This window comes from Moraxella oculi, from assembly GCF_023336735.1.
GTDB lineage: Bacteria > Pseudomonadota > Gammaproteobacteria > Pseudomonadales > Moraxellaceae > Moraxella > Moraxella oculi.
The window spans coordinates 80,184-103,908 of sequence record NZ_JAMBAQ010000004.1 but is presented as its reverse complement, the minus strand read 5'-3'; the positions used below and the strand labels follow the sequence as shown (position 1 = coordinate 103,908).

22 protein-coding genes are annotated in these 23,725 nt (G+C 43.3%); 5 read left to right on the top strand and 17 right to left on the bottom strand.

The window, feature by feature from the left end:
- Positions 1-11: 11 nt before the first annotated feature.
- Positions 12-263, bottom strand: a complete 252-nt coding sequence (locus M2R47_RS03460; RefSeq protein WP_249098995.1) for a hypothetical protein — start codon at positions 261-263, stop codon at positions 12-14.
- Positions 264-580: 317 nt separating this feature from the next.
- Here M2R47_RS03460 and M2R47_RS03455 point away from each other — a divergent pair, with 317 nt between their 5' ends.
- Complete coding sequence (locus M2R47_RS03455) at positions 581-2,269, top strand: NAD+ synthase (protein ID WP_249098992.1); 1,689 nt, start codon at positions 581-583, stop codon at positions 2,267-2,269.
- Between the two features lie 186 nt (positions 2,270-2,455).
- On the opposite strand, the gene ribF is transcribed toward M2R47_RS03455, so the two are convergent.
- A complete protein-coding gene (gene ribF, locus M2R47_RS03450; protein ID WP_249098989.1) occupies positions 2,456-3,433 on the bottom strand; it encodes a riboflavin biosynthesis protein RibF in 978 nt (325 codons plus the stop codon).
- 58 nt (positions 3,434-3,491) lie between these two features.
- Positions 3,492-4,121, bottom strand: a complete 630-nt coding sequence (locus M2R47_RS03445; RefSeq protein WP_249098984.1) for a UPF0149 family protein — start codon at positions 4,119-4,121, stop codon at positions 3,492-3,494.
- A 232-nt stretch (positions 4,122-4,353) separates the two neighbouring features.
- Between M2R47_RS03445 and M2R47_RS03440 the strand changes: the two genes are divergently transcribed.
- From M2R47_RS03440 to M2R47_RS03430, 3 genes are all read left to right on the top strand, one after another.
- The gene (locus M2R47_RS03440; RefSeq protein ID WP_249098981.1) at positions 4,354-4,713 is read left to right on the top strand and encodes a hypothetical protein; all 360 of its coding nucleotides are present in this window, start codon (positions 4,354-4,356) and stop codon (positions 4,711-4,713) included.
- Between the two features lie 36 nt (positions 4,714-4,749).
- Positions 4,750-5,079, top strand: a complete 330-nt coding sequence (locus M2R47_RS03435) for a cell division protein ZapA (RefSeq protein ID WP_249098978.1) — start codon at positions 4,750-4,752, stop codon at positions 5,077-5,079.
- A gap of 212 nt (positions 5,080-5,291) precedes the next feature.
- Positions 5,292-6,641 (top strand): esterase-like activity of phytase family protein, encoded by a 1,350-nt coding sequence (locus tag M2R47_RS03430; RefSeq protein WP_249098974.1) that lies wholly within the window; start codon positions 5,292-5,294, stop codon positions 6,639-6,641.
- 63 nt (positions 6,642-6,704) lie between these two features.
- Here M2R47_RS03430 and clpB read toward each other — a convergent pair whose 3' ends face one another.
- From clpB to rpsP, 6 genes are all read right to left on the bottom strand, one after another.
- Positions 6,705-9,278, bottom strand: coding sequence for an ATP-dependent chaperone ClpB (gene clpB, locus M2R47_RS03425; RefSeq protein WP_249099057.1), 2,574 nt, complete (start codon positions 9,276-9,278; stop codon positions 6,705-6,707).
- A 202-nt stretch (positions 9,279-9,480) separates the two neighbouring features.
- On the bottom strand, positions 9,481-11,331 hold the full coding sequence (gene uvrC / locus M2R47_RS03420) for an excinuclease ABC subunit UvrC (protein ID WP_249098972.1): 1,851 nt from the start codon (positions 11,329-11,331) through the stop codon (positions 9,481-9,483).
- Positions 11,332-11,692: 361 nt separating this feature from the next.
- Positions 11,693-12,061, bottom strand: a complete 369-nt coding sequence (rplS, locus tag M2R47_RS03415; RefSeq protein ID WP_249098969.1) for a 50S ribosomal protein L19 — start codon at positions 12,059-12,061, stop codon at positions 11,693-11,695.
- A gap of 159 nt (positions 12,062-12,220) precedes the next feature.
- On the bottom strand, positions 12,221-12,991 hold the full coding sequence (trmD, locus tag M2R47_RS03410) for a tRNA (guanosine(37)-N1)-methyltransferase TrmD (RefSeq protein WP_249098966.1): 771 nt from the start codon (positions 12,989-12,991) through the stop codon (positions 12,221-12,223).
- 14 nt (positions 12,992-13,005) lie between these two features.
- Positions 13,006-13,566 carry a ribosome maturation factor RimM gene (rimM, locus tag M2R47_RS03405; RefSeq protein WP_249099054.1) on the bottom strand — a complete coding sequence of 187 codons (561 nt, stop codon included), beginning with the start codon at positions 13,564-13,566 and terminating at the stop codon, positions 13,006-13,008.
- A 128-nt stretch (positions 13,567-13,694) separates the two neighbouring features.
- Positions 13,695-13,940 (bottom strand): 30S ribosomal protein S16, encoded by a 246-nt coding sequence (gene rpsP / locus M2R47_RS03400; protein WP_249098963.1) that lies wholly within the window; start codon positions 13,938-13,940, stop codon positions 13,695-13,697.
- 288 nt (positions 13,941-14,228) lie between these two features.
- On the opposite strand from rpsP, the gene M2R47_RS03395 reads away from it, so the two are divergent.
- Positions 14,229-15,641 (top strand): ATP-binding protein, encoded by a 1,413-nt coding sequence (locus tag M2R47_RS03395; RefSeq protein WP_249098960.1) that lies wholly within the window; start codon positions 14,229-14,231, stop codon positions 15,639-15,641.
- A gap of 106 nt (positions 15,642-15,747) precedes the next feature.
- Here the strand turns inward: M2R47_RS03395 and M2R47_RS03390 are convergent, their stop codons facing one another.
- From M2R47_RS03390 to M2R47_RS03355, 8 genes are all read right to left on the bottom strand, one after another.
- Positions 15,748-17,439 (bottom strand): ATP-binding protein, encoded by a 1,692-nt coding sequence (locus tag M2R47_RS03390; protein ID WP_249098957.1) that lies wholly within the window; start codon positions 17,437-17,439, stop codon positions 15,748-15,750.
- A 59-nt stretch (positions 17,440-17,498) separates the two neighbouring features.
- Complete coding sequence (locus tag M2R47_RS03385) at positions 17,499-18,218, bottom strand: response regulator (RefSeq protein ID WP_249099052.1); 720 nt, start codon at positions 18,216-18,218, stop codon at positions 17,499-17,501.
- A gap of 53 nt (positions 18,219-18,271) precedes the next feature.
- Positions 18,272-18,688, bottom strand: a complete 417-nt coding sequence (locus M2R47_RS03380; protein ID WP_249098954.1) for a F0F1 ATP synthase subunit epsilon — start codon at positions 18,686-18,688, stop codon at positions 18,272-18,274.
- Between the two features lie 94 nt (positions 18,689-18,782).
- A complete protein-coding gene (gene atpD, locus M2R47_RS03375) occupies positions 18,783-20,207 on the bottom strand; it encodes a F0F1 ATP synthase subunit beta (RefSeq protein ID WP_249098951.1) in 1,425 nt (474 codons plus the stop codon).
- Positions 20,208-20,229: 22 nt separating this feature from the next.
- Positions 20,230-20,634, bottom strand: coding sequence for a hypothetical protein (locus M2R47_RS03370; protein WP_249098948.1), 405 nt, complete (start codon positions 20,632-20,634; stop codon positions 20,230-20,232).
- Between the two features lie 3 nt (positions 20,635-20,637).
- Positions 20,638-21,510, bottom strand: coding sequence for a F0F1 ATP synthase subunit gamma (atpG, locus tag M2R47_RS03365; protein ID WP_249098945.1), 873 nt, complete (start codon positions 21,508-21,510; stop codon positions 20,638-20,640).
- Positions 21,511-21,579: 69 nt separating this feature from the next.
- On the bottom strand, positions 21,580-23,124 hold the full coding sequence (gene atpA, locus M2R47_RS03360) for a F0F1 ATP synthase subunit alpha (RefSeq protein WP_249098942.1): 1,545 nt from the start codon (positions 23,122-23,124) through the stop codon (positions 21,580-21,582).
- 44 nt (positions 23,125-23,168) lie between these two features.
- Positions 23,169-23,717: a F0F1 ATP synthase subunit delta gene (locus M2R47_RS03355; RefSeq protein ID WP_249098938.1), complete on the bottom strand. Its 549-nt coding sequence runs from the start codon at positions 23,715-23,717 to the stop codon at positions 23,169-23,171.
- Positions 23,718-23,725 lie beyond the last annotated feature (8 nt).

Below are 23,725 nucleotides of genomic sequence, written 5' to 3'. Positions count from 1 at the left end.
TAAAGCCTTTCTTATTGACGCATGTCGTCATGATCAAAAGCTTGCTGATGTTCATCATTACAAAAAAATCTTTCGCAACCATCATCTTGTCGCAAGATGCCACGATAAGTCGCCAATGAATGTCCACAATAATCACAGTTTCGCAAACTGGTGTCATCGCCTTGTTGTGCAAAAAACGCCTTAGGCGGTTTTGGATACATGAATTTAAAAAACAACTTCATCACAATCAAGATAATAACAACATTAATGATAAAAGCAAACATAACATTCCCAAAAATAAGACAACCTAAAACTAAGGCAAAGCATGGCACTCATCGTACTCGTGATTTTCCAGTGATGTCTGATGACGCATCATAATATAGCATAAAAATACCCCATCACGCACACCAACAATGTCAAAAAAAGCCAAATTTTATGCTATACTAATCAGTGTCAAATTATTTTTTATGTTGATGACTGGCGGTTGAATGAATCGTGTGCTTGGATACGCCTAACCCATGGTACAAATAGGAATTTGTGCATCACGCCGCCATGAATGACGACCCACAAAATCATGTTGTGAAATTTTAGGATTATAAAAATGTCAGCAATCAAAATCAATGACAGTGAAGCATCACTACAAAGCATAGAGACATCAGCAGGTGAGATTACCTTTGCCATCATGCAAACCAACTTTTGGGTGGGCGATATCGCAGGCAATGTCAAAAAAATGAGTGCATTAGCGATGGATGCTAAAAACAAAGGTGCAGACATCGTCGTCTTTCCCGAGTTATCACTCATCGGCTATCCCCCAGAAGATTTATTGCTACGCCCAACTTTATCTGAGCGTGTCAAATTCGCCATGGATGAACTTGCCAAAGTTGAGGGCATCGTCATCATCTTAGGCTATCCACACATCGATCAACACGGCACTTTTAACTCTGTTGCCATTTTACAAGGCGGCAGCCAAAAAGGTTTCTATCATAAACAATGCTTGCCCAATTATGGCATTTTTGACGAACGACGCTACTTTGATGAAGGACGCAATCAAGTGTTGTTTGACTATAAAGGTGCTACGATTGGTCTTTTAATCTGTGAAGACATTTGGCATGACGCACCCATTCACGCTCTTAAAAAAGAAGGAGCTGATTTGGTTATCGTCATCAATGCGTCGCCTTTTGAAGTTGGCAAACAACAAAAACGCAAAGAGTTGCTGACTCGCCAAGCAAAAACCCACAACCTACCCATCATTTACGCCAATACAGTCGGTGCTCAAGATGACATCGTGTTTGACGGCGGCTCACTCATCATGCAAGCGGATGGCTGCATCGCCCATGAGGGTGCCAGATTCTTAAATCAATTAATCATGGCAAAATTCAACCCAATCAACCGCACTTTTGATAAACAACACAAAGCACCATTGGTATTGTCTGAAGAATCAGAGATTTATCAAGCCTTAGTGGTTGGTCTGCGCGACTATGTCAATCGCTCAGGCTTTAAAGGCGTGATTATCGGTCTGTCTGGCGGCATTGACAGTGCTTTAACCCTATGCCTTGCTGTCGATGCTTTGGGGGCGGATAAGGTCTATGCCGTGATGATGCCTTATGAATTTACCTCCAACATGAGTTTAGAAGATGCTGCCGCCCAAGCTGCTCGATTGAATGTTTCTTATACCGTTTGCCCAATTCATGATGCGGTTGAGGGCATGCGTGCCACACTGGCACCATTATTTGCCAATAGCACGCCTGACAACACAGAAGAAAACCTACAAGCTCGTGCTCGTGGCAACATACTGATGGCATTATCCAATAAATTTGGACACATGGTGGTCAGCACGGGCAATAAATCAGAAAATGCGGTTGGCTATGCCACGCTTTATGGCGACATGGTCGGTGGTTTTGACATGCTAAAAGACATCTACAAGACCGATGTCTATCGCTTAGCCAACTACCGCAACCGCCTAGAAGACAACCCAGTCATTCCAGAACGCGTCATCACACGAGCACCATCTGCCGAATTGCGTCCAGATCAAAAAGATCAAGACAGCCTGCCAGATTATGAAACGCTGGACGCCATTTTAAGAATGTATATTGATGACGACCTAGGCTACAAGGCGATTTGTGCCGCAGGATTTGAGCCTGCCTTGGTAGAAAAAGTATTACGCATGGTAGACAATGCTGAACACAAAAGACGACAAGGAGCGATTGGCACGAAAATCAGCAAAAAGTCCTTCGGTCGTGAGAGACGCTACCCACTAGTGAACGGCTGGTCAATTACTGGCTCATTTTGACATCAGTTTTTATCAATAAAAGTGATGATCATTAACCAATCATCACTTTTTAATCATTGAGCAAGTGCGATTTTTTAATCAAGGCATCAACTCTTAGTTTTGTACACACAAACAACCGTAACGACAAACTCATCATCAATTTGGCAACTGGTCAATCACACTGCAAAGTTTGGCAACTTAACCACATCAGCAAACTTGCTGACGACGCCAAGTCAGCAAATCAGCCACATCTTTAGCAATGCCTTGTTTTAACATTGCTAAATCGTCGTATTTTTTTTCGCCATGCAAAAAAGTACGAAACACCACTTGTAAAGTCATGCCGTATAAATCAGCCGAGAAATTTGGTAGGTGCACCTCCAGACGATATTGCATGCCGCTGACACTAGGTCGCATACCCACATTGACCGCACCAAAAAGACTTCCTGTCGCCACACCGCAGATGCCTTGTTGCTTACCCAGCAAAGCCCAATCAACCTTTTTACCATCCTTAAAGGCAAAAATGTCTGCACCATAAACACCTAGCACAGCAGGCTTAGGGCGATTAAGGGCGATATTTGCAGTCGCAAAGCCCAACTGACGACCGATCTTGTCGCCATGTTCCACAATGCCTGTGATGGCATAATCTCTACCCAAAAGCTGTTTGGCAAATGCCAAGTCATGATCAGTAAGAGCTTGGCGTATCAAGGTTGAGCTGATACGCACCTCATCATTAAATATGGTATTCAAGCTTGATACACTAAAATTGGAGTCCATCAAAAAGTGAGCATCACCCAATCGATCCTGTCCAAAGCGGAAATCATCGCCAAGCACCAAATGACGCACATTCAACCTATGCAAAAGCTGGGCAAACTCATCAGCCGACAGCGAACGAAATTCATCATCAAATCCAGCGACGATCAGGTGGTCAATGCCCAGATTTGCCATGATGCTCGCTTTTTCATTAAGACTTGTGAGTCTGGACGGTGGATTGTCAGGACAAAAAAACTCCCTAGGTTGTGGCTCAAATACCATCACTGCCGTAGCCAGTTGCTTGGATTTAGCATCCTTAACCAGCACATCAAGCATCACTTGATGCCCCAAATGCACACCATCATAATTACCAATCGTTAAGGCAATCGGTGGTAGCTTGTCAGGCTTGTTTAAATTTAAATAAGTAAGTTGCATGGCGTGATTGACAGCAGATTAAAATCCGTTATTCTAGCACATTTATGACCAAATTAAACTACTGCTTTTGTGCCATCGCATCAACGAATGCAACACTTTTTTCATTCACCACTTCTTTTGCGGTTTTGGCATGAATGTCCAAGCCCTTAATCAATGGCAAACTCATCACATCAACCCGCTGCCTTACCGACAGACTCACAGGCACCATGCGTGCAAACTCAAATAAATGCAACCACATCTCTTCATCATCCAGCTCTTCATCATCATCTAAGCGAATGGCAGCAATCTGCAACAAATCGTGAATCACGCCCTGCTCTTCTTTGGTCAGTTTCACACTTGTTATACCAAGCCCTGTCATGTAGCCCCCTGCCCAATCTTTAAGCGCCAATAATCGTTCACGCAAATCATGTTCATCATCAGGAACAAGCGGTTCATAGGCATAGGCATCATCTTTATCTTTTAAGGCAAAACTCACATCTTCGCCGTATTCGGTAAGCAGTTCGAGTGCTTTTTGATTGGGTATCTGAAAGCTAAGCTCTTCTAAAAGCCTTATCCAGCCTGTCTCATCTGGTGCATGACACACCGTCATCACGCCTGTCATGATGCCATGCAACTCACTGATTGACACATCTGACCAATCAACAAATGCCGCTGTCCAATCATCAAACCCTGATAAAAAATCATTCATAGTTCACCTCTCATCTCATCATCAATCTGCGACATCCATCATGCATATGCAGCATGGAAAATCACAAGCCTGATGACACATCTCGCCAAATGATGAAAATCACCCAACCCAATCATTATAGCATTTTTGCATGCTTACCTGATGCAAAATTTTGCACAAAATACCGTTTGACAGCACGCATGATGATGGCGATAATAATAAAAACACACTGAAAGATTTTAAAGGAATTGCCATGCTAAGCCAACTCCAGGCCCTAGAGCACACCATCTTAGAGATGAAAAAGCAGTATACTGTAACCGCCACCGAACTTGCCAACTTAAAACACAAGCTTGCCAACGATGACAAACCCACCATCATTCACAACCTACAATCCACTTTAGAAAAAACCACACAACAACTCAAAGATCAAACTGAGCGAGCCGATTCCCTAGAGAAATCTCGCAACGCACTACAAGCACAAATAGAAACCTTGATTGAACAAAATCAAGCACTAAAAGCCCACAATAAAGAGCTTAAAGACAAAAACACCCTTGCCATCTCTCGTGCTGAAATCGTCCAAGAATGGCTCGCCAAGATTGACAGCCAGCATTAATGTTAACTGCTCCACACCTAAAAACAAGGACCACTCATGAGCCATAACACCTCAACAAACAACACCAAACCCCAATCCGTTCACATCAGCATTGCAGGCACACCCCACCGCATCATTTGCCCGTCCGATCGCGTCAAATCATTGGAAATCACCGCCGACAAACTCAATGAAAAAATTCGCCAAATTCGGCAAGAAAGCAAAGGGAAAATTTTAAATAATGAAGAATTGCTTGTGCTGGTTTGTTTGGATTTGTATGACCAAGTACAAGAATTAAGTGCCGACATTCACACAAAAGAACAGTCAGCAAATCAAGCCATCGTCTTGATTGAAAAAATCAACAAAGACGCACAGTCAGTTTTAAGATAGCGTTTAACTTAGCCTTAAAAATATCAATCAGCATTGGGTGATTTTTCGACCGCCCAATGCTTTAATAAAAGCTCTACACAAAACCTTCACCTTCAAGCAACCATCCATTCAAACATCAGCTGACAGTTCAGGTTGGGGATGTTATTTGATTTCATATTTTTGTCATGATGATTAAGTATACTTTATCAACACCCACTTTTGGTAAAGCTCTTATGAAACAAACGACTATTTGGACGATATTACTCACCCCAACTTTGTTGAGCATTGCCGTCGCTCAAACACCCATTAAAACCCCAGCAGTTTTGGCAGGACATGCCGTTCAACCCGCTAAAAGCTTCATTCAAGCGCCGCCAGACGCCCCAAAATCTCTCCATACCAGTGGCAAGTTTACCACTGCGGTTCGTACCGACACTTTGGGTGTTATTATGGGAAAGTCAGCCACTCGCCCAACAGGCATCAGCCTGCCTTTTCGTGGTCAGCCTTTACAAGGTTACTCTGGCATCCAGCGAATGCAAGACGGAAGTTTTTGGATTTTGACTGACAATGGTGCAGGCTCAAAAGCCAATTCACCTGACTTCATGCTGCATTTGTCGAATTATGACATTGACTTTAAAACAGGTGAATTTTATAAGAAAAAAACCATCTTTTTAAAAGACCCCAATAAGATCATCCCCTTTCACATCATCAACGAAGCCACCGACTCTCGCTATTTGACTGGAGCAGATTTTGACCCAGAGAGTTTTCAAATCATTGATGATGCACTATGGATTGGTGATGAGTTTGGCCCTTATTTAATTAAGGCAGATATGAATGGTACTGTATTGGCCATTTTTGAAAGCCAGCTTCAAGGAATACCACTCATCTCACCAGACCATCACAAGATGCGTACTCCTGCCACGCCCAAAGGAACCTTTGCTTTTAATGTCAGACGATCTAAAGGCTTTGAGGGTATGGCAAGTTATGGAAAATACCTATACCCAATGCTTGAAGGGGCTTTATGGGACATCAACACGGACAACAATCAAAACGAAGATGGCACTGCTTATCTAAACATCATGCAGTTTGACACTCAGCAACAAGCATGGACGGATAAGGTTTGGTACTACCCCCTAGAAAGCCCCACGCATGCCATCGGTGATTTTAATATGATCGATGCCAATCGTGCCTTGGTGATTGAGCGAGATGATGGCGAGGGGGTGGTAAAATACGCCTGTAAAAATGGCATGAATCAAAGCCGATGCTTCAATAACTTACCCAAGTTCAAGCGAGTATACTTAATTAAGTTTGATGATTCACATGTAAATGATTTTGTACAAAAATTGGGCTATGTGGATTTATTAGACATCAAAGACCCAAATAAAATCGCCAAAAAGCCTTTAAGCGGTCATGTGTTTGAATTCCCATTTTTTACCATTGAAAATGTTGATGTGGTCGATGACACACACATCATCGTGGGCAATGATAACAACCTGCCATTTTCCAGCAGTCGCTTACCAAATGTCGCTGACGACAATGAAATGATACTATTAAGCACGCCAGAGCTGTTAAACTTAGGCAAATGACGCCAACAAAGAACCACTCAATAAAAAAGCAGGCACCACGACCTGCTTTTTTTTAAAGTAGAGTTAGACAGCATGAGCTTTGTCAAAAACAAGCTGATTGCCATCAAAATCTACCAAGACAACATCTCCTGCCACAAATTCACCTGATAGCAACTTTTGTGCCAATGGGTTTTCAATCTGTTGCTGAATGGCACGCTTTAAAGGTCTTGCACCAAACACAGAATCATGACCGACCGACACCAGCTCACTCATCGCTTGATCGGTCAAAGTCAATCCCAAACCACGCTCTTTTAAGCGGTTACGCAAGCGATCAAGTTGAATGTTGGCAATGCCTGCCATTTGTTCTTGTCCAAGCGGATGAAACACCACGATCTCATCAATACGATTGATGAACTCTGGGCGAAAATGTGCGTTCACCGATACCATCACCGCCGACTTCATCTCCTCATAACTTGCGTCTGCCATCTCAAAGATTTCATGACTACCCAGATTTGAAGTCATGATGATGACGGTATTTTTAAAGTCCACCACACGCCCTTGAGAGTCGGTCAAGCGACCATCGTCTAGTACTTGTAAGAGAATGTTGAAGACATCAGGATGTGCCTTTTCAATTTCATCAAACAGCACCACACTATAAGGTTTTCGACGCACCGCCTCGGTCAAGACGCCACCTTCTTCATAACCAACATAGCCTGGTGGCGCACCCAACAAACGACTGACGCTATGCTTTTCCATGAACTCACTCATGTCAATGCGTACCATTGCCGTCTCATCATCAAACAGAAAATTCGCCAAAGACTTGGTCAGCTCCGTTTTACCAACACCAGTCGGTCCCAAAAATAAGAACGAACCACTCGGCTTATTCGGATCAGAAAGGCCTGCTCGACTACGACGCACGGCATTAGCAACCGCAGTTACTGCCTCATCTTGACCGACCACTCTTTCATGCAGCCTATCCTCCATTGCCAGCATTTTTTCACGCTCGCCTTGCATCATTTTGGCGACAGGAATGCCCGTGGCAGCAGCGACTACCTCCGCAATTTCTTTATCCGTTACCTTATCTCTCAACAGCTTTGGCTGGGCGTCATCAAGTGCTTCATCATGTTCAAGCTGTTTTTGTAGCTCTGGAATCACGCCATACTGCAAACGACCTGCTTCGGTATAATCCCCTTCTCTTTGGGCTTTTTCTAAGGCAATGCGAGCTTGGTCAAGCTTGATTTGGATGTCTTTATTGCCCGCAACCAATGCCTTTTCACTTTTCCAGATTTCTTCTAAATCTTGATATTCTTTAGAAAGCTGGGCAATCTGACTTTCTAACTGCGCACTTTCAGACTTCGCACCCTGACCGTCATCATTTTTGACGGTTTCAAGTTGCATTTTTAACTGAATGATTCGGCGATCAAGCTTATCCATGACTTCAGGCTTGCTATCAAGCTCCATCTTGATGCGACTTGCCGCTTCATCAATTAAGTCAATCGCCTTGTCAGGCAACTGGCGGTCAGTGATGTAGCGATGGCTCATCTTGGCAGCAGCGATGATGGCATCATCTAAAATACGCACGCCATGATGCAACTCATAACGCTCTTTTAAACCGCGCAAAATGGCAATCGTATCTTCAACACTTGGCTCATCAACCAAAACCTTTTGGAATCGGCGTTCTAGTGCAGGGTCTTTTTCAATATATTGACGATATTCATCTAATGTCGTCGCCCCCACACAACGCAACTCTCCACGAGCCAGTGCAGGCTTTAACATATTGCCTGCGTCCATCGCCCCACTTGTTTTACCCGCACCAACCATTGTGTGCAACTCATCAATGAATAAAATGACGCTACCGTCTTGTTTGGCAAGGTCGTTAAGCACTCCTTTTAGGCGTTCCTCAAACTCGCCATGATATTTGGCACCTGCAATGAGTGAACCCATATCAAGCGATAGCACTTCTTTGTTTTTTAAGCTGTCAGGCACTTCTCCATTGATAATACGCTGGGCCAAACCCTCAACGATGGCGGTCTTACCCACGCCAGGCTCACCGATGAGTACAGGGTTGTTCTTAGTGCGTCTTGACAATACCTGTATGGTACGGCGGATTTCATCATCTCTGCCAATGACAGGGTCTAGCTTGCCATCACGAGCACGCTCAGTTAAATTTATGGTATATTTTGCCAAGGCTTGTCTAGCGTCTTCAGCATGTTGATGATTCACAGTATCTCCCCCACGAATGTGATTGATGATGGATTGTAGCTTTTGGGCATTTAAGCCTGATTTTTCCAAGAGTGTCTTAGTATCAGTAATCTGTGCCATGGCAAATAGCAGCCACTCACTTGCCACAAACTCATCGCCTGCTTGATCGGCGAATTTTTTTGCCAGATTCATGACTTGTACCAAATCAGGTGCCAAATTTGCTTGACCTGTTGGTGTCGTGAGGGTGGCAAGTGCATCAAGCTTTTTATCCAGCTCGGTGTGTATCACACCAAGATCTGCTCCAGCTTGGGCAAGCATTGAGGCATTGCTTTCATCTTGCATCATCACAGACAACAGATGTACAGCAAAAATGGCGGTGTTATCACGAGACAATGCAAGGCTTTGGGCAGCCTGTAATGCCTGATGTACCTTTTGGGTCAGTTGATTCAAATTCATATCATTCTCGCTTTCATTGATGATGGAAAAATATTTTTCCATTTACCAAATATATGCTTGACAAATACAAATTTTTCAATAACTCATTTTGAAAAATGATCTAAAAATTTCATAAGTAATTGATTTTTAATAATTATTATAAATTTTTCATCACACCTTGAAATGTCAGTATTCATACCAAGTAAAAAGTAAAATCGCTCTTTTAAGCGTGCAATGCTTTGTATATGGTGCCAGCCAGCACTTTACCAATGCCCTTGACGCTGGCAATCTCAAGCTCAGAAGCACTCAGTAACTGCTGCATGCCACCAAAATGAGTCAATAACTCTCGTCGTCGCTTTTCACCAAGTCCAGGAATGACTTCAAGCACCGAAGAGCCACGAGATTTATCACGCTTCTTACGATGGCTGGTGATGGCAAAGCGATGAGCCTCATCACGAATATGCATGATTAAATGCAATGCCTTATTATCCATCGGCAAATCTATCGGTTCATGATCAAGAAAATGCAACACTTCAAGCCCAGCCTTTCTACCCTCACCTTTGGCAACACTGACAAGCAAAGTATCATCAAGCTTACCAAGCTCGTCTAGCACCTCCTTAGCAACATTCAGCTGACCCTTACCACCATCAATCAATAACAAATCTGGCAAATCATGCTTGGTATAACGACGAGTTAGGACCTGACGCATCGCCGCATAGTCATCACCCCCTGTAATGTCATGAATGGCATATTGACGATAATCTCGCTTGCGAGCACCACCTGAATCAAAGACCACACAAGAACCCACAGCCGCCTCCCCCATGGTATGACTGATGTCAAAACATTCCACACGATCAATCGCACGATCACAGACCGACTCCAACAAAGATTTTAAAGCGGCAAATCTTAAATTGAGTTCTTGGTAATCGCTCATTTTTGCACCTAACGCGTTATCTGCATTCATCTTCGCCAGACTAAGCCATTCGGCACGATGTTTTTGTGTTCGATGCTTGATTTGGGTTTTTTTGTTAAACTGCTCTTGCAATATCTTAGCAATCGTTTCGGCATCATTCAAAGACTCACTGACGATGATTTCCTCTGGCAAGTCTTCACTGACTTGAAAATAAAAGGATAAAATAAATTCTGCCAAACGCTCGGCATTATTTTTATCACCCACGGCAATTTCATCAGGAAAATAATTCTTACCGCCAAGTACCTTGCCTCCTCGCACCGTCAAGACATGAATGCAAGTTACACCCACTTTATGATTGATGGCAAAAACATCTGCCTCCCCTGTCAAGCGAAAAACTGCTTGGCGTGCCTGCATCTCACTGACCATCGTGATGCGATCACGATAGAAAGCTGCTTGTTCAAAATTAAGTGCTTCTGCCGCCTGCTCCATTTTAGAGACAAGCATCTTTTGAACCTCGCCATTCTCCCCACCCAAAAACATCAATGCACTTTTAACATCATCAAGATACTCTTCACGACTCACCATACCAACACACGGCGCCTTACAGCGTTTGATTTGATATTCCAAACAAGGTCTTTTTCTGGTATTAAAATAACTGTTGGTACAACTTCGAATCATGAATAGCTTTTGCATCAGCAACAATGCTTCTTTCGCCCCTGTGGCTGAGGGGTATGGTCCAAAAAAACGCCCTTCAGCATGTTTGCCTTTACCGCGTCCATAGCCAAGGCGTGGAAATTTATCCATGGACATGAACACATAAAGATAGGATTTATCATCACGCAAAATGATGTTATAAGGCGGTCGATGTGCTTTGATGAGATTCTGCTCTAAAAGTAATGCTTCTGTCTCACCACGCACAATAATGATTTCAATGTCATGAATTCTTTGCACAAGTGCGCGCGTCTTTGGGTGTTCAACAGTTTTAGCAAAATAGCTACTCACACGATTTTTGAGTGATTTTGCCTTTCCCACATACAAAATCTCGCCATCACCACCAAGCATCTTATACACACCAGGCAAATTCGGCAGGGATTTTAAGATGGCATTTAAATGCGATTTTTTATCAAACCCTTCCTTGTTAATGGCGATGCTGTCTGTCATGGTTGCTCTTTTTTGTCATATGATTAACATCAATATATAAGGTGATAATCACCTTTTGCAAGATAAAAGCCCAATCAAACAATAAAAATCCAACCAAAATTAAACAAAACACTTATCATGGTATTTTTGCAGATCAATGGCATCATCAAGTTTTTTTTTGGTTTTTTATCAAAGGCTTTTGACACGGATCTGTGCCGTCTTAAAATCAATTTGGTGCAACATGATAACCATGATAGGGGCGGCTGCCATTTGCATCCACAATAACATCATCATTACCAATGGACAAAATCATTGATCAAGCAAATAAAAAACCTTGCCATAATGACAAGGTTTGTAGCAACTAAAAATCGCTTGATTAGGATTAAGCGTCTTTTTTTGCACCCAATTTTTCTTTGATGCGTGCAGATTTACCAGAGCGTTCACGCAGGTAGTAAAGCTTAGCACGGCGTACATCGCCACGACGCTTCACACTGATGCTTTCGATCAATGGTGAATGCAACTGGAAAGCACGCTCCACACCGATGCCGCTTGAGATTTTACGCACGGTAAAAGATGAGTTTAGACCACGGTTGCGCTTAGCGATGACCACGCCTTCAAATGCTTGCAGACGCTCACGGTCGCCTTCACGAACTTTCACCTGAACCACAACCGTATCACCTGGGGCGAATGATGGGTGGTCTTTTAATTGTGTATTTTCAATATGTTGAACTAGGGGGTGTTTATTGCTCATGGCAATCTCCAATCAGACGACATAGGCTGTATTCCTTTTTTTAGTGGTTAAAAGGTCGCATATCGTATCATCATCATGCAGTCATAAACTGCTTGCCCAAACCACATGGGCAAAAACTTGACCATTTTACTGATATTTGAGTATTTTTTCAAGAAATTTTTAAGATTTTACCTCATCATCAAGCACTTTTAGCCATTTGACTTGCTCTTTATTGGGTGTAAATTTTTCCCACAAGTCTGGACGGCGTAACTTAGTACGCTGTACCTGTTGTATGAATCGCCATTTGGCAATATTAGCATGATGCCCTGAGAGTAACACCTCTGGCACTGCTTGACCATGAAATACCAATGGCTTGGTATAGTGCGGATAGTCAAGCAGACCATCAACAAAGCTGTCCTGAATGGCTGAGTGATCATCGCCCATGACAAACGGCAAGCGACGAATGATGCTATCCATGACAATCATTGCAGGCAATTCACCCCCTGTTAATACATAATCACCCACCGAAATTTCAGCATCAACATAAGCTTCAAGCAATCGCTCATCAATGCCTTCATAACGACCACACAGCAAAATCATGCCATCATATTGAGCAAATGCCACAACACTTGACTCATCGAGTACACGACCTTGTGGCGATAAATGCACCACAGGGCATTGTGGCGATGATATGCCCTGCTGACCAAAATGATCTTCTGCCAATTTTTTGGCATGTAAAATCGCTTTTTCAAGAGGCTCTGCCATCATCACCATGCCAGGACCACCGCCAAAGGTGCGTTCATCGATGCGTTTGTAATTATCTGTGGTAAAGTCTCTAGGATTAATGGTGTGAATGACCACTTTCTCACAAGCCACCGCCCTCCCTGTAATGCCAAAATCACGCACCGCCATGAACATCTGTGGCATGATACTAATCACTGCAAAGAACATCGTTCACTCACCACTTAATAATCAGCACCCCATGCCACAAGCATGCTCTTCATCACCAAATCCACATTCAGTACAATGTCTGGGTGCCAAGGGATCAGTCTGTCTTCGTCATCAATACTATCTTTAGTAGCTTTCACGCTGATGATTTCATGCGCACCTGTCTCAAACATCTCTTTAATCACACCAAGATTTTCGCCTGCTTCATTAATGACAGTCAAGCCCATCAAGTCCGACCAATAATACTCATTGTCGTCCAGTGCTGGCAAACTGTCTTTATGCACCCAAATCGTCGTGCCATTCATGGTCTCAGCAACATTCCGATCAGCAATCTCTACAAAGCTTGCCACCAAACCAGACCCTTGCTCACGCCATTGCTTAAGCGTCAATGATTTAAATCCTGTCGCCGTTTTCATCCACCAAGGCGACATTTCAAAAATATCAGCGCGATTATCCGTTTCGCTAAATACCCACAACCAACCCTTAATTCCATAAGGTTTTTTTAGCGTGGCAATTTTGATCAATTCATCAACAGGTGGCATGTCCGCACCATCACGGCGTAGATTTGGCTTACTCATCATATTTGTTCATCGCTCACTTTTATACATAGTACCAAAAATAAAAAAAAAAATCGGATTGCATTTTGGTTTTATACAACTTGCAAACCGATTTTTTAGATGTAACTTTTTTGGCAGTCGCCAGTGCATTAAGCAGCTTGCTTTGTTTTTACCAGCTGAGCAACACGGTCAGAAGGCTGTGCACCTTTTGCAATCCAAGCATTGTATGCGTCCAAGTCAATACGGAAAGTCTCTTCTTGACCACGAGCCAATGGATTAAAGAACCCGATTTTTTCGATGTGGCGACCATCGCGTGCAGCACGCTTGTCAGCAACAACTACTTGATAAAAAGGACGCTTTTTGGCGCCGCCACGAGCTAAACGAATAACTACCATGAGGAACTCTCTTTTTGAAAATAAGTAAAAAATTTGTTGCAAGAATTGGGATAATCGCCTACCTGTCAGTTTTTTTGAGGATGAGCCGATGACAAGTCAAGCCATTACAAGATTTTAATTATAGCAAAAATTTACACGCCTTTCAAAGAAAAATCCATAAAATATCGCTGTTTTTCTCAAAAAAACGCACATTTCTCGCACTCACTCTCATGCACAATAAAGAAAAGCTGACAAACTGTGGTAAAATTTTAAGGCGATTGTTTTAGTCATCAAAACTGCGAGTTCATCATGAATCACCATAAAAACTTTTTCGCAACAATGCGTTACCGTCTACATTCTAATACCTGGCAGACGATTTTGGTGGTGTTTTTTATTGTTTTTGTCAGCGTCGCCTTATCATTATGGCTGTTTTGGCGCAGTCTTTATTTACCAGAGTTAAAAAGCCATGCCAGTTATTTGACCAGTGAACTTAGGTTATTTGATCAAGCTCGCACCAAGTGGGCAAAAGACCCTGAGTCTTTGGCATGGCTTGAACAAAATAGCCATATTGATCTCATTCACAATCCTACAGAATTTCCTGATGTGGCGGATAAATTTTTTGCAGGCAACATCACCGACATACTTGCCAAAGAAGTTCAGCGTGAACTTGGAAGAGAGGTTAAGGTATATTTTAAGTTTAAACCTGTGCCAAAACTTTGGATTCAAGACAGCAAATACCCTGACATTTGGCTGCGTGAGCCAATCGCTTATTATTCTCAGTACAGCACAGGGTTATTGGCAGGCTTTTTAATCGGATTGCCGTTTTTAACACTCTTAACCATTTTTGTTTTAGTGCGTGGTTTAAATCGACCACTTAAACGCCTTGAAAAAGCCGCCATTAACTACATTCAACAAGGTCATGCCACCACACTTGCCACCAATAAAGGACCTAGAGAAATCCGCAGAGTCAATACTGCTTTTAATCAACTGTTCACCACGCTCAACCAAGCTCAAAAGGAACGCACCATCATGCTTGCTGGCATCAGCCATGACTTGCGAACACCACTCACCAGAATGAGGCTGACTGCTGAGATGCTGCCTGATGAATTTGTCCGTGAAGGTTTGGTGTATGACATTGAAGACATGGATGCGATTTTAGAACAATTCATCTCTTTCATGAAAGATGGGTCAGATGAACCTGTACGCCCCACGAATTTAAATGCCATTTTTAAAGAAGTGATGGTGCAGTTCTCAGACATTCAGTTCGTGCTTGAAAGTCAATTGGATAAGAGTGTGCCAGTGCGTCCTTTATCCATCAAGCGTCTGATTATCAACCTGGTCAATAATGCCATACGCTACGGTCGTGAACCAATCCATCTAGGAGCACACATCTGCACCCCCAGTAGCGAAATTGATGACATGGAATCAGAGTTTCCCCAAAGTCACTTCCCAACACTGGTCATCTACATTAAAGATGAAGGTGATGGTGTGGCAGAAAATGAATTGGAACGAATCATGCAGCCTTTTGAAAGAGGCGAAACCGCACGCACCACTCAAGGCAGTGGATTGGGGCTTGCCATTGTTAGCCGCATCGCAAGTCTTCATCAGGGCAAGGTGAGTGCGATGAACCACCCAGATGGCGGTCTGTATGTCTGCATCAAAATACCACTCATCACTCAAATCATTGATGATGACATTCAACCTGCCACGACCATAACTTGAATCGACAAAAACCCAACAATGATAAAAATGAACCACCGATCTCATTTTTTATCATCAAAGGCGACCGTATTTTCTTAGGGTTGATGATTATTCGATTGGTGGCGGATTACTTAGAATCGCCAATCACCACTTGGTCCGCTTTTGCTTGGGTTAGCTTGTCAGCAGCAATCGTAACTCCTGCCTGCTTAGCAGGCCAATCCATGATGAATCGGGCACCTTGTAAGTCTGGACTTTCATCTACTTTCAAATTGGCATTGAACCAAAAGGCAATGCGTGAGACGATAGACAATCCCAACCCATAGCCGCCAGATGCACGGGTACGGCTGTCATCTAAGCGAGCAAATGGCACAAAAACCTTATCCCGATCTTCTTCTTTGATACCATGACCATCATCTTCCACACTCACAAAAGCACGCCCTTTGATCACACCTGCACGGATTATGATGGTACTTTCAGCATAACGCATGGCATTACCTGCCAGATTTTGTACCACACGATGCAAATACCTCCTGTCTGCCATTGCTTGAGCTTTCATTGGTGATACCTGAACTTGCACCTTGATGTCTTTACCCAAAGCATTTGTTTCTCGTTCAATTTGCACAAGCAACTCTTGTAAATTGACCATTTCCCAATCCATTTTGGGCGCACCTTCTTCAAGCTTGGCGTAAGTCAAAATTTCATCAATCAACTCATTGAGTGCTTCAATGTCCTCATCAATGTATTGTTTTTGAAATTGTCTGGACTCATAATCATCCTCATCTGCCAGCATATCCACCGCAAAGCGAATGCGTGCCACAGGCGTTCTAAGTTCGTGCGACACAGCACGAGTCAACTCTCGTTGTGCATCGATCAAACGCTTAATGTGCTGAGTCATGGCATTAAATGTTGATGACAATCGGGAAATGTCATCATGCCCCACTACTTGAACTTTGGTGTTAAAATCTCCTTGGGTAACCCTATTAACCCCCGCTTGCAAAAGCTGCAAACGACGCTCAAGTGGAAAAATCAATCCATAAACACCCAAGCTTACCAACAAAATACAAATCAGCACCATGCTGATGATTAGGTTCAGTGGAAACCAATTAAACAAATCAACAGGCCCTACCACAATGACATCATCTTCAACTTCTGTTGACATCACCATCGTAATGAAAGAATTTTGGACACCATCACCATCTTTGTACAATATGACAGGCTCATCTCGACGCAGGCGAGAGATCTGACTGGCATCAAGGTTTAAAGATGCCACAGATCTGATTTCAATAGGGTAGGTAAATTTTTGACTTAAAAACTCCAAGCGTTTTTCTTTGGCTTGTATGGTTGGGTAATAAGACAAATCGTCCAATAAAAACACAATCAACGAACGAACCTGCTGTTCATTTACCTGCGAAATTTTAACAGTGATCAGGTTGTTTTCATTTGGGATTCGATGATAGATGGTAGATTCTTTCGTAACAGGGTCATAACGAATGACTGTTTTGTCTTCATTAATCCGTCGAATTTCTTGACCTCTAAGATCCACCAAGTGCATGGGAATGATGCTAAAAGCCTCTCCAAATAAACGACTGGCATCCGACAACCAATACTGGCGATGAACTTCATCTCGTTGATGTGCCACACCTTGACTAATCAGATAGAACACCCCTGTAGAGATTTTTTCTCGATACGACTGCAGACGCTCCTGATTGATTGCCCCCACCAGTAAATAAGTAAAAAAGGCAACTGCCAAGCAAACCAATAATAATCCTGCATAGATACGAAAAAAAATACTACGCTCAGCCACAGAAGTCAATGCCATACGAAATCACCCTAATAAAATAAAAGCCAGCAATCGCTAGCTTTTATTTTTTAATTCACTTAATTACCTTCTTTGACGAACAAATAACCCTTGCTACGAACCGTTTTGATGCGTTTTGGGTTTTCTGGATCATCGCCAATTTTTGGACGAATACGCGAGATGCGTACATCAATAGAACGATCCTGACCATCATACTCAATACCACGCAAACGCTCAAAAATGTCCTCACGAGATAAGATGCGTCCAGAGTTAGATGCAAGCAACCAAAGCAAGTCGTATTCAGCACTGGTAAAATCAACCAGCTCATCATTCAAGGTTACCGAGCGACCACCATTGTCAATAACCAAGTTTCCAAATTCTAAGCGTTGCGGTGAGTCAACAGCTGGGGTAGCCTCTAAACGACGCAATAAAGCACGGATACGAGCCAAAAGAACACGCGGCTGAGCTGGCTTTGGAACATAGTCGTCAGCACCCATCTCCAAACCCAATACTTGATCCATGTCTTCAGTGCGGGCAGTGAGCATCAAAATGGGATTTTGGTAATGAGGGCGTACTTCACGACAGACAGTTAAGCCGTCCGAACCAGGCAACATCACATCAAGCACAACCAAATCTGGCTGCTCACTGATGATGCGACGAATCGCACGAGCACCATCCATCTCAATGGCAACATCCAACCCATTGCGTCGCAGATAGTCTTGGGTTAGTACCGCCAGTCTCTCATCATCTTCAACGATGAGAATTCTTGGAATGTCTTCTTTTTCTAAATTTGGTGTCATTGTTGTCATGAATTATCCTTGGGCATCAAAAGATGGCTTGGAAAATACACCGATTAAGCACGGTTTTTGTATTTGCGAATGGTTTGTAGCTGTGCTAAAGATTCAGCAAGTGCTGTTAACGCCGCACTGGTTTGAACAGTGTTGCTCTGATTGGCAAGCATTTCCTCAGCATTACGGCGAGCCTCAGCAATCTTTGCCTCATCTAAATGATCGGCACGCTCAGCAGAATCAGCCAATACAGTTACCAAATGTGGCTGCACCTCCAAGATGCCACCAGAAACATAAATCACCTCATCAACACCCTCAGCATTCTTAAGATTCAATGCACCTGGTTTTAATAAAGTAATCAATGGCGTATGACCCGCAAGAATACCTAGCTCTCCATCATGACCTGTCGCCACCAACATATTAATATCACCAGCGTACAACTCTTCACGAGCACTCACTACTCGACATTTGAAAGTTGCCATTAAATTCTCCTAATCATTAAGCTTAATGATGACGACTGCCAAATCGACAATCGTCAAAAATTTTAATCACACAAGGTGATTTAAACAACTAAGCTTATGCTGCTTGTAGCTTTTCAGCCTTGGCGATTGCTTCATCAATACCGCCAACCATATAGAACGCCTGCTCTGGTAAGTGATCGTATTCACCTTCAATGATTGATTTAAAGCCTGCAATTGTATCACGAAGAGCAACATATTTACCAGGTGCTCCAGTAAATACTTCAGCAACATGGAAAGGCTGCGACAAGAAACGCTGAATCTTACGAGCACGATAAACAACCATCTTATCTTCTTCTGACAACTCATCCATACCCAAGATGGCGATGATGTCTTTAAGCTCTTTATAGCGTTGCAACACTTCTTGTACACCACGAGCCACATTATAATGCTCCTCACCAATGACTTGTGGATCCAGCTGGCGAGAGGTAGAATCCAATGGGTCAACCGCAGGATAAATACCTTGCGAAGCAATATCACGACTTAATACTACTGTGGCATCTAAGTGAGCAAAGGTAGTTGCGGGCGACGGATCTGTCAAGTCATCCGCAGGGACATAGACTGCTTGCACCGAAGTGATCGAGCCAGACTGGGTTGAGGTAATACGCTCTTGCAAAATACCCATCTCCTCAGCCAAAGTCGGCTGATAACCCACCGCTGATGGCATGCGACCCAAAAGTGCTGACACCTCTGTACCTGCCAAGGTGTAACGATAAATATTATCCACAAACAGCAGAACATCACGACCCTTACCAGTGGCTTCATCTTTCTCATCACGGAAATACTCTGCCATTGTCAAACCAGTCAAGGCCACACGAAGACGGTTTCCTGGCGGCTCATTCATCTGACCATAAACCATCGCTACTTTTGATTTGGTGAAATCTTCAGTATTAACAACGCCAGCTTCTTGCATCTCGTGATAGAAGTCATTACCTTCACGAGTACGCTCACCAACACCTGCAAATACAGAAAGACCAGAATGCTTTAAGGCGATGTTATTGATCAGCTCCATCATATTGACAGTTTTACCAACACCAGCACCACCAAACAGACCTACTTTACCGCCTTTGGCAAATGGACACAACAAGTCAATGACCTTGATGCCTGTTTCTAGTAGCTCAGTTGAGTTAGACTGCTCATCATAGCTAGGAGCATCACGATGGATAGACCATTTTTCAGCAGCATTCACAGGGCCCGCTTCATCGATTGGGCGGCCAAGCACATCCATGATGCGCCCTAAAGTCGCTTGACCAACTGGCACGGAAATGGGAGAGCCAGTGTTAGATACTGGCAAGCCGCGCTTCAGGCCCTCGGTTGAACCCATAGCAATGGTACGAACCACGCCATCGCCCAGCTGTTGCTGTACTTCTAAAGTTGTTTCGGTGCCATCAACTTGCAATGCGTCAAAAATCTGTGGCACTTGACCACGACCAAACTCAACATCAATTACCGCACCAATAATCTGCACAATACGACCGCTCATTGCGTTCTCCTAAATATATCGTTTATTCTACAAGACCCACTTTTGACTGGTTGGCAGTCTGTCTAAATGTATAATTAGAGACCACACCTTTGCTGTCAAACAAAATAACCAATTCTTTGGTCTGGATATTAGAGCCTTGTGAGATAAAATTGTAAGGGATGAAGTTTCTTGCCATAGGCGTTGATTTTGAATGACGATAAGTCCAAACTTCATTGCCACCATCAGTAAAAGAAACCGAATCCGCTGAACCAAAAGCATCCATAATATTTTGCTTGGTGGTTTTGCCTTTGATGATATTTTGTTCAATCGTTTGTTGACTTTGCTCCTTCATAGCAACATTGCCCACAGAAACACAGCCAACAGACAGTAAAGCTATACCAACTGATAAAATCATTGTACGCATATAATTCATAAATAATTCATCCATTTATCAAGAAACAGCGGCTGCACCGCCAACAATTTCTGAAATCTCTCTAGTAATCGCTGCTTGACGCAACTTGTTATAAACCAACTGTAAGTCTTTGATTAGATTACCAGCATTATCCGTCGCAGCCTTCATCGCCACCATACGAGCCGATTGCTCAGAAGCAATATTTTCAAGTACTGCTTGGTATACGATAGACTCAATATAACGAACCATCAAACTGTCAATCAAAGTCTTGGTATCTGGCTCATAAATATAATCCCAATCGTGCGACATATTCATGTCATCATCAAATGTACCCTCTGGTAATGGCACAAGCTGGGTAACTGAGGGTTTTTGCGTCATGGCATTGATGAATTGGTTGTATACCAAATAGATGCGATCCAAACGACCTACCCTGTAATCGTCTAGCATGACCTGCACCGGTGTGCTAAGTTGTTCATAGCTTGGGCTATCACCATAATCCGTAAGAACCGAACTCACCTTACCACCAAAGTTTCTAAAAAAGCTAACGCCCTTAGAACCAATGGCGGCGAACTCAACCTCAACGGATTGGTCCTGATATTGCTTTACTGACTTCAAAAGATTTTTGAACAAATTAATGTTCAAGCCACCTGCCAAACCACGATCTGATGTCACAACAATAAAGCCCACACGATTGACTGGACGGCTCACCATATACGGATGTTTATAATCCGATTGCGCTTGTACCAAATGGGTAATCACTCGGGACATGCTTTCAGCATAAGGCCTCCCCATCTCCATACGCTCTTGAGCTCGGCGCATTTTACTGGCAGCCACCATTTGCATTGCACGGGTAATCTTTTGAGTGCTTTTAATACTGGTTACTTTTGCACGTATTTCTTTTAAGCTTGCCATAGTTGTTCCAATACTGGACTTATTTTAAATAAAGTTTGGTGTGCTGACATCAGCACACCGTTGTTTTGGTTAGTAGCTTGCTGATGCTTTGAATGATTCAATCGCTGCTTTTAGACGACTCTCAATGTCATCATTATAGTTGGCAGTTTGGTCAATTTCATCCATCAATGCACCATGTTCGGCACGCAAGCTTCTGAGTAATGCTTCCTCAAAAGCACCAATTTTCTCAACAGGCACATCAGCCAAATAGCCTTCATTTGACGCATAGATGACCGCTGCTTGATCAGCAATTGACATTGGTGCGTATTGCTTTTGCTTCATCAACTCAGTGACACGCTCACCATGTTCAAGCTGTTGCTTGGTTGCCTCATCAAGATCGGAAGCAAATTGGGCAAATGCTGCCAGTTCACGATATTGAGCCAATGCCGTACGAATACCACCTGATAGCTTTTTGATGATCTTGGTTTGTGCAGCACCACCAACACGAGATACTGAAATACCAGCGTTAACCGCAGGACGCACACCCGAGTTAAATAGATTTGACTCAAGGAAGATCTGACCATCGGTAATTGAAATCACATTGGTCGGTACGAAAGCTGACACATCACCTGCTTGTGTTTCAATGATGGGAAGAGCAGTCAACGATCCAGTCTTACCCTTAACCTCACCATTGGTAAATGCTTCTACATAATCAGCATTCACACGAGAAGCACGCTCTAACAGGCGAGAGTGCAGATAGAAAACATCGCCTGGGTATGCTTCACGTCCTGGCGGACGGCGTAATAGCAGCGAAATTTGACGGTAAGCAACCGCCTGCTTAGATAGATCATCATAAACAATCAGAGCATCCTCACCACGATCACGGAAGTACTCACCCATTGTACAGCCTGAATAAGGTGCAATGTATTGAAGTGCTGCAGGCTCAGAAGCTGATGCAACAACCACTGTGGTATAAGCCAATGCACCAGTCTCCTCCAGCTTACGCACCACATTGGCGATGGTAGAGCGTTTTTGACCGATGGCAACATACACACACTTGATGCCAGAATTTTTTTGTGCAATGATGGCATCAATTGCAAGAGCCGTCTTACCTGTCTGACGGTCACCAATGATAAGCTCACGCTGACCACGACCAATAGGGATCATGGTATCAACGGCCTTATAACCTGTCATTACAGGTTCATCAACTGATTGACGAGCGATAACGCCGGGAGCAATTTTCTCCACCTTATCAGTCAGTTTGGCATTGATTGGACCTTTTCCGTCAATGGGGTTGCCCAGTGCATCAACGACGCGACCCAACAACTCAGGACCTACCGGAACTTCCAAAATACGACCCGTGCAGTAAGCCTTTTGACCTTCCTGTAGACTTAGGTAATCACCAAGGACGACCGCACCCACCGAGTCTTGCTCAAGGTTTAGTGCCATGCCATAGACATTACCCTCAAACTCAATCATTTCGCCATACATGGCTTCTTCTAAGCCATGAATCTGCACAATACCATCCGAGACACTGACGATAACGCCTTCGGTTTTTGCAGTCGCGCTCACATCAAGGTCTTGAATACGCTGCTTAATCAGATTACTGATCTCAGCTGGATTCAATTGTTGCATTGCCTTATTTCCTTTAAACTTTAAAATGTCAAGCTACCGCTTATTTATGCGGTCAGTTGATTCTTTAATTGTTGTAACTTGCCACGCACCGAGCCATCGGTAAACTTATCGCCCACTTTGATTGTCGCACCGCCGAGCAGTTTTGGATCAACCGCTTCATGCAAAATGACAATCGAACCTGTTGAGATCGCAAGACGCTCTTGCAAAGCTTTACGCTGGGCTTCAGTTAAGGGGTAGGCTGAAGTAACATAAGCGTCAACCTGTTTTAGCTCTTGTGATTTTAATTTGCTGTAATGAGTATGGATTTCAGGCAATAAAGCCAGTCTATCATGCTCTGATAACTGTTTGGTAAAATTCACCAACGCATCAGAAATTTGAGCTGCCGTCTGTGAAACATAGACATCATTCAATACGGCAGTCTTTTGCTCTGCAGAAATGGCTGGATTGCTTAGTAATGAAGAAAAAGACTCATCACGCACAATGCTGCTTGCAATCAATAGGAAATTTTCCCATTCAGTGATTACATTATGATCTTTAGCATACTCAAACGCCGCTTTGGCATAAGGTCTTGCTAAGGTAGATAGTTCAGCCATGAATTCCT

Bases quoted from the DNA above. Each gene is read 5' to 3' on its own strand.
- M2R47_RS03460 (WP_249098995.1), bottom strand. From the start codon at position 263: ATGTTTGCTTTTATCATTAATGTTGTTATTATCTTGATTGTGATGAAG.
- M2R47_RS03455 (WP_249098992.1), top strand. From the start codon at position 581: ATGTCAGCAATCAAAATCAATGACAGTGAAGCATCACTACAAAGCATA.
- ribF (WP_249098989.1), bottom strand. From the start codon at position 3,433: ATGCAACTTACTTATTTAAATTTAAACAAGCCTGACAAGCTACCACCG.
- M2R47_RS03445 (WP_249098984.1), bottom strand. From the start codon at position 4,121: ATGAATGATTTTTTATCAGGGTTTGATGATTGGACAGCGGCATTTGTT.
- M2R47_RS03440 (WP_249098981.1), top strand. From the start codon at position 4,354: ATGCTAAGCCAACTCCAGGCCCTAGAGCACACCATCTTAGAGATGAAA.
- M2R47_RS03435 (WP_249098978.1), top strand. From the start codon at position 4,750: ATGAGCCATAACACCTCAACAAACAACACCAAACCCCAATCCGTTCAC.
- M2R47_RS03430 (WP_249098974.1), top strand. From the start codon at position 5,292: ATGAAACAAACGACTATTTGGACGATATTACTCACCCCAACTTTGTTG.
- clpB (WP_249099057.1), bottom strand. From the start codon at position 9,278: ATGAATTTGAATCAACTGACCCAAAAGGTACATCAGGCATTACAGGCT.
- uvrC (WP_249098972.1), bottom strand. From the start codon at position 11,331: ATGACAGACAGCATCGCCATTAACAAGGAAGGGTTTGATAAAAAATCG.
- rplS (WP_249098969.1), bottom strand. From the start codon at position 12,061: ATGAGCAATAAACACCCCCTAGTTCAACATATTGAAAATACACAATTA.
- trmD (WP_249098966.1), bottom strand. From the start codon at position 12,991: ATGTTCTTTGCAGTGATTAGTATCATGCCACAGATGTTCATGGCGGTG.
- rimM (WP_249099054.1), bottom strand. From the start codon at position 13,566: ATGAGTAAGCCAAATCTACGCCGTGATGGTGCGGACATGCCACCTGTT.
- rpsP (WP_249098963.1), bottom strand. From the start codon at position 13,940: ATGGTAGTTATTCGTTTAGCTCGTGGCGGCGCCAAAAAGCGTCCTTTT.
- M2R47_RS03395 (WP_249098960.1), top strand. From the start codon at position 14,229: ATGAATCACCATAAAAACTTTTTCGCAACAATGCGTTACCGTCTACAT.
- M2R47_RS03390 (WP_249098957.1), bottom strand. From the start codon at position 17,439: ATGGCATTGACTTCTGTGGCTGAGCGTAGTATTTTTTTTCGTATCTAT.
- M2R47_RS03385 (WP_249099052.1), bottom strand. From the start codon at position 18,218: ATGACACCAAATTTAGAAAAAGAAGACATTCCAAGAATTCTCATCGTT.
- M2R47_RS03380 (WP_249098954.1), bottom strand. From the start codon at position 18,688: ATGGCAACTTTCAAATGTCGAGTAGTGAGTGCTCGTGAAGAGTTGTAC.
- atpD (WP_249098951.1), bottom strand. From the start codon at position 20,207: ATGAGCGGTCGTATTGTGCAGATTATTGGTGCGGTAATTGATGTTGAG.
- M2R47_RS03370 (WP_249098948.1), bottom strand. From the start codon at position 20,634: ATGGATGAATTATTTATGAATTATATGCGTACAATGATTTTATCAGTT.
- atpG (WP_249098945.1), bottom strand. From the start codon at position 21,510: ATGGCAAGCTTAAAAGAAATACGTGCAAAAGTAACCAGTATTAAAAGC.
- atpA (WP_249098942.1), bottom strand. From the start codon at position 23,124: ATGCAACAATTGAATCCAGCTGAGATCAGTAATCTGATTAAGCAGCGT.
- M2R47_RS03355 (WP_249098938.1), bottom strand. From the start codon at position 23,717: ATGGCTGAACTATCTACCTTAGCAAGACCTTATGCCAAAGCGGCGTTT.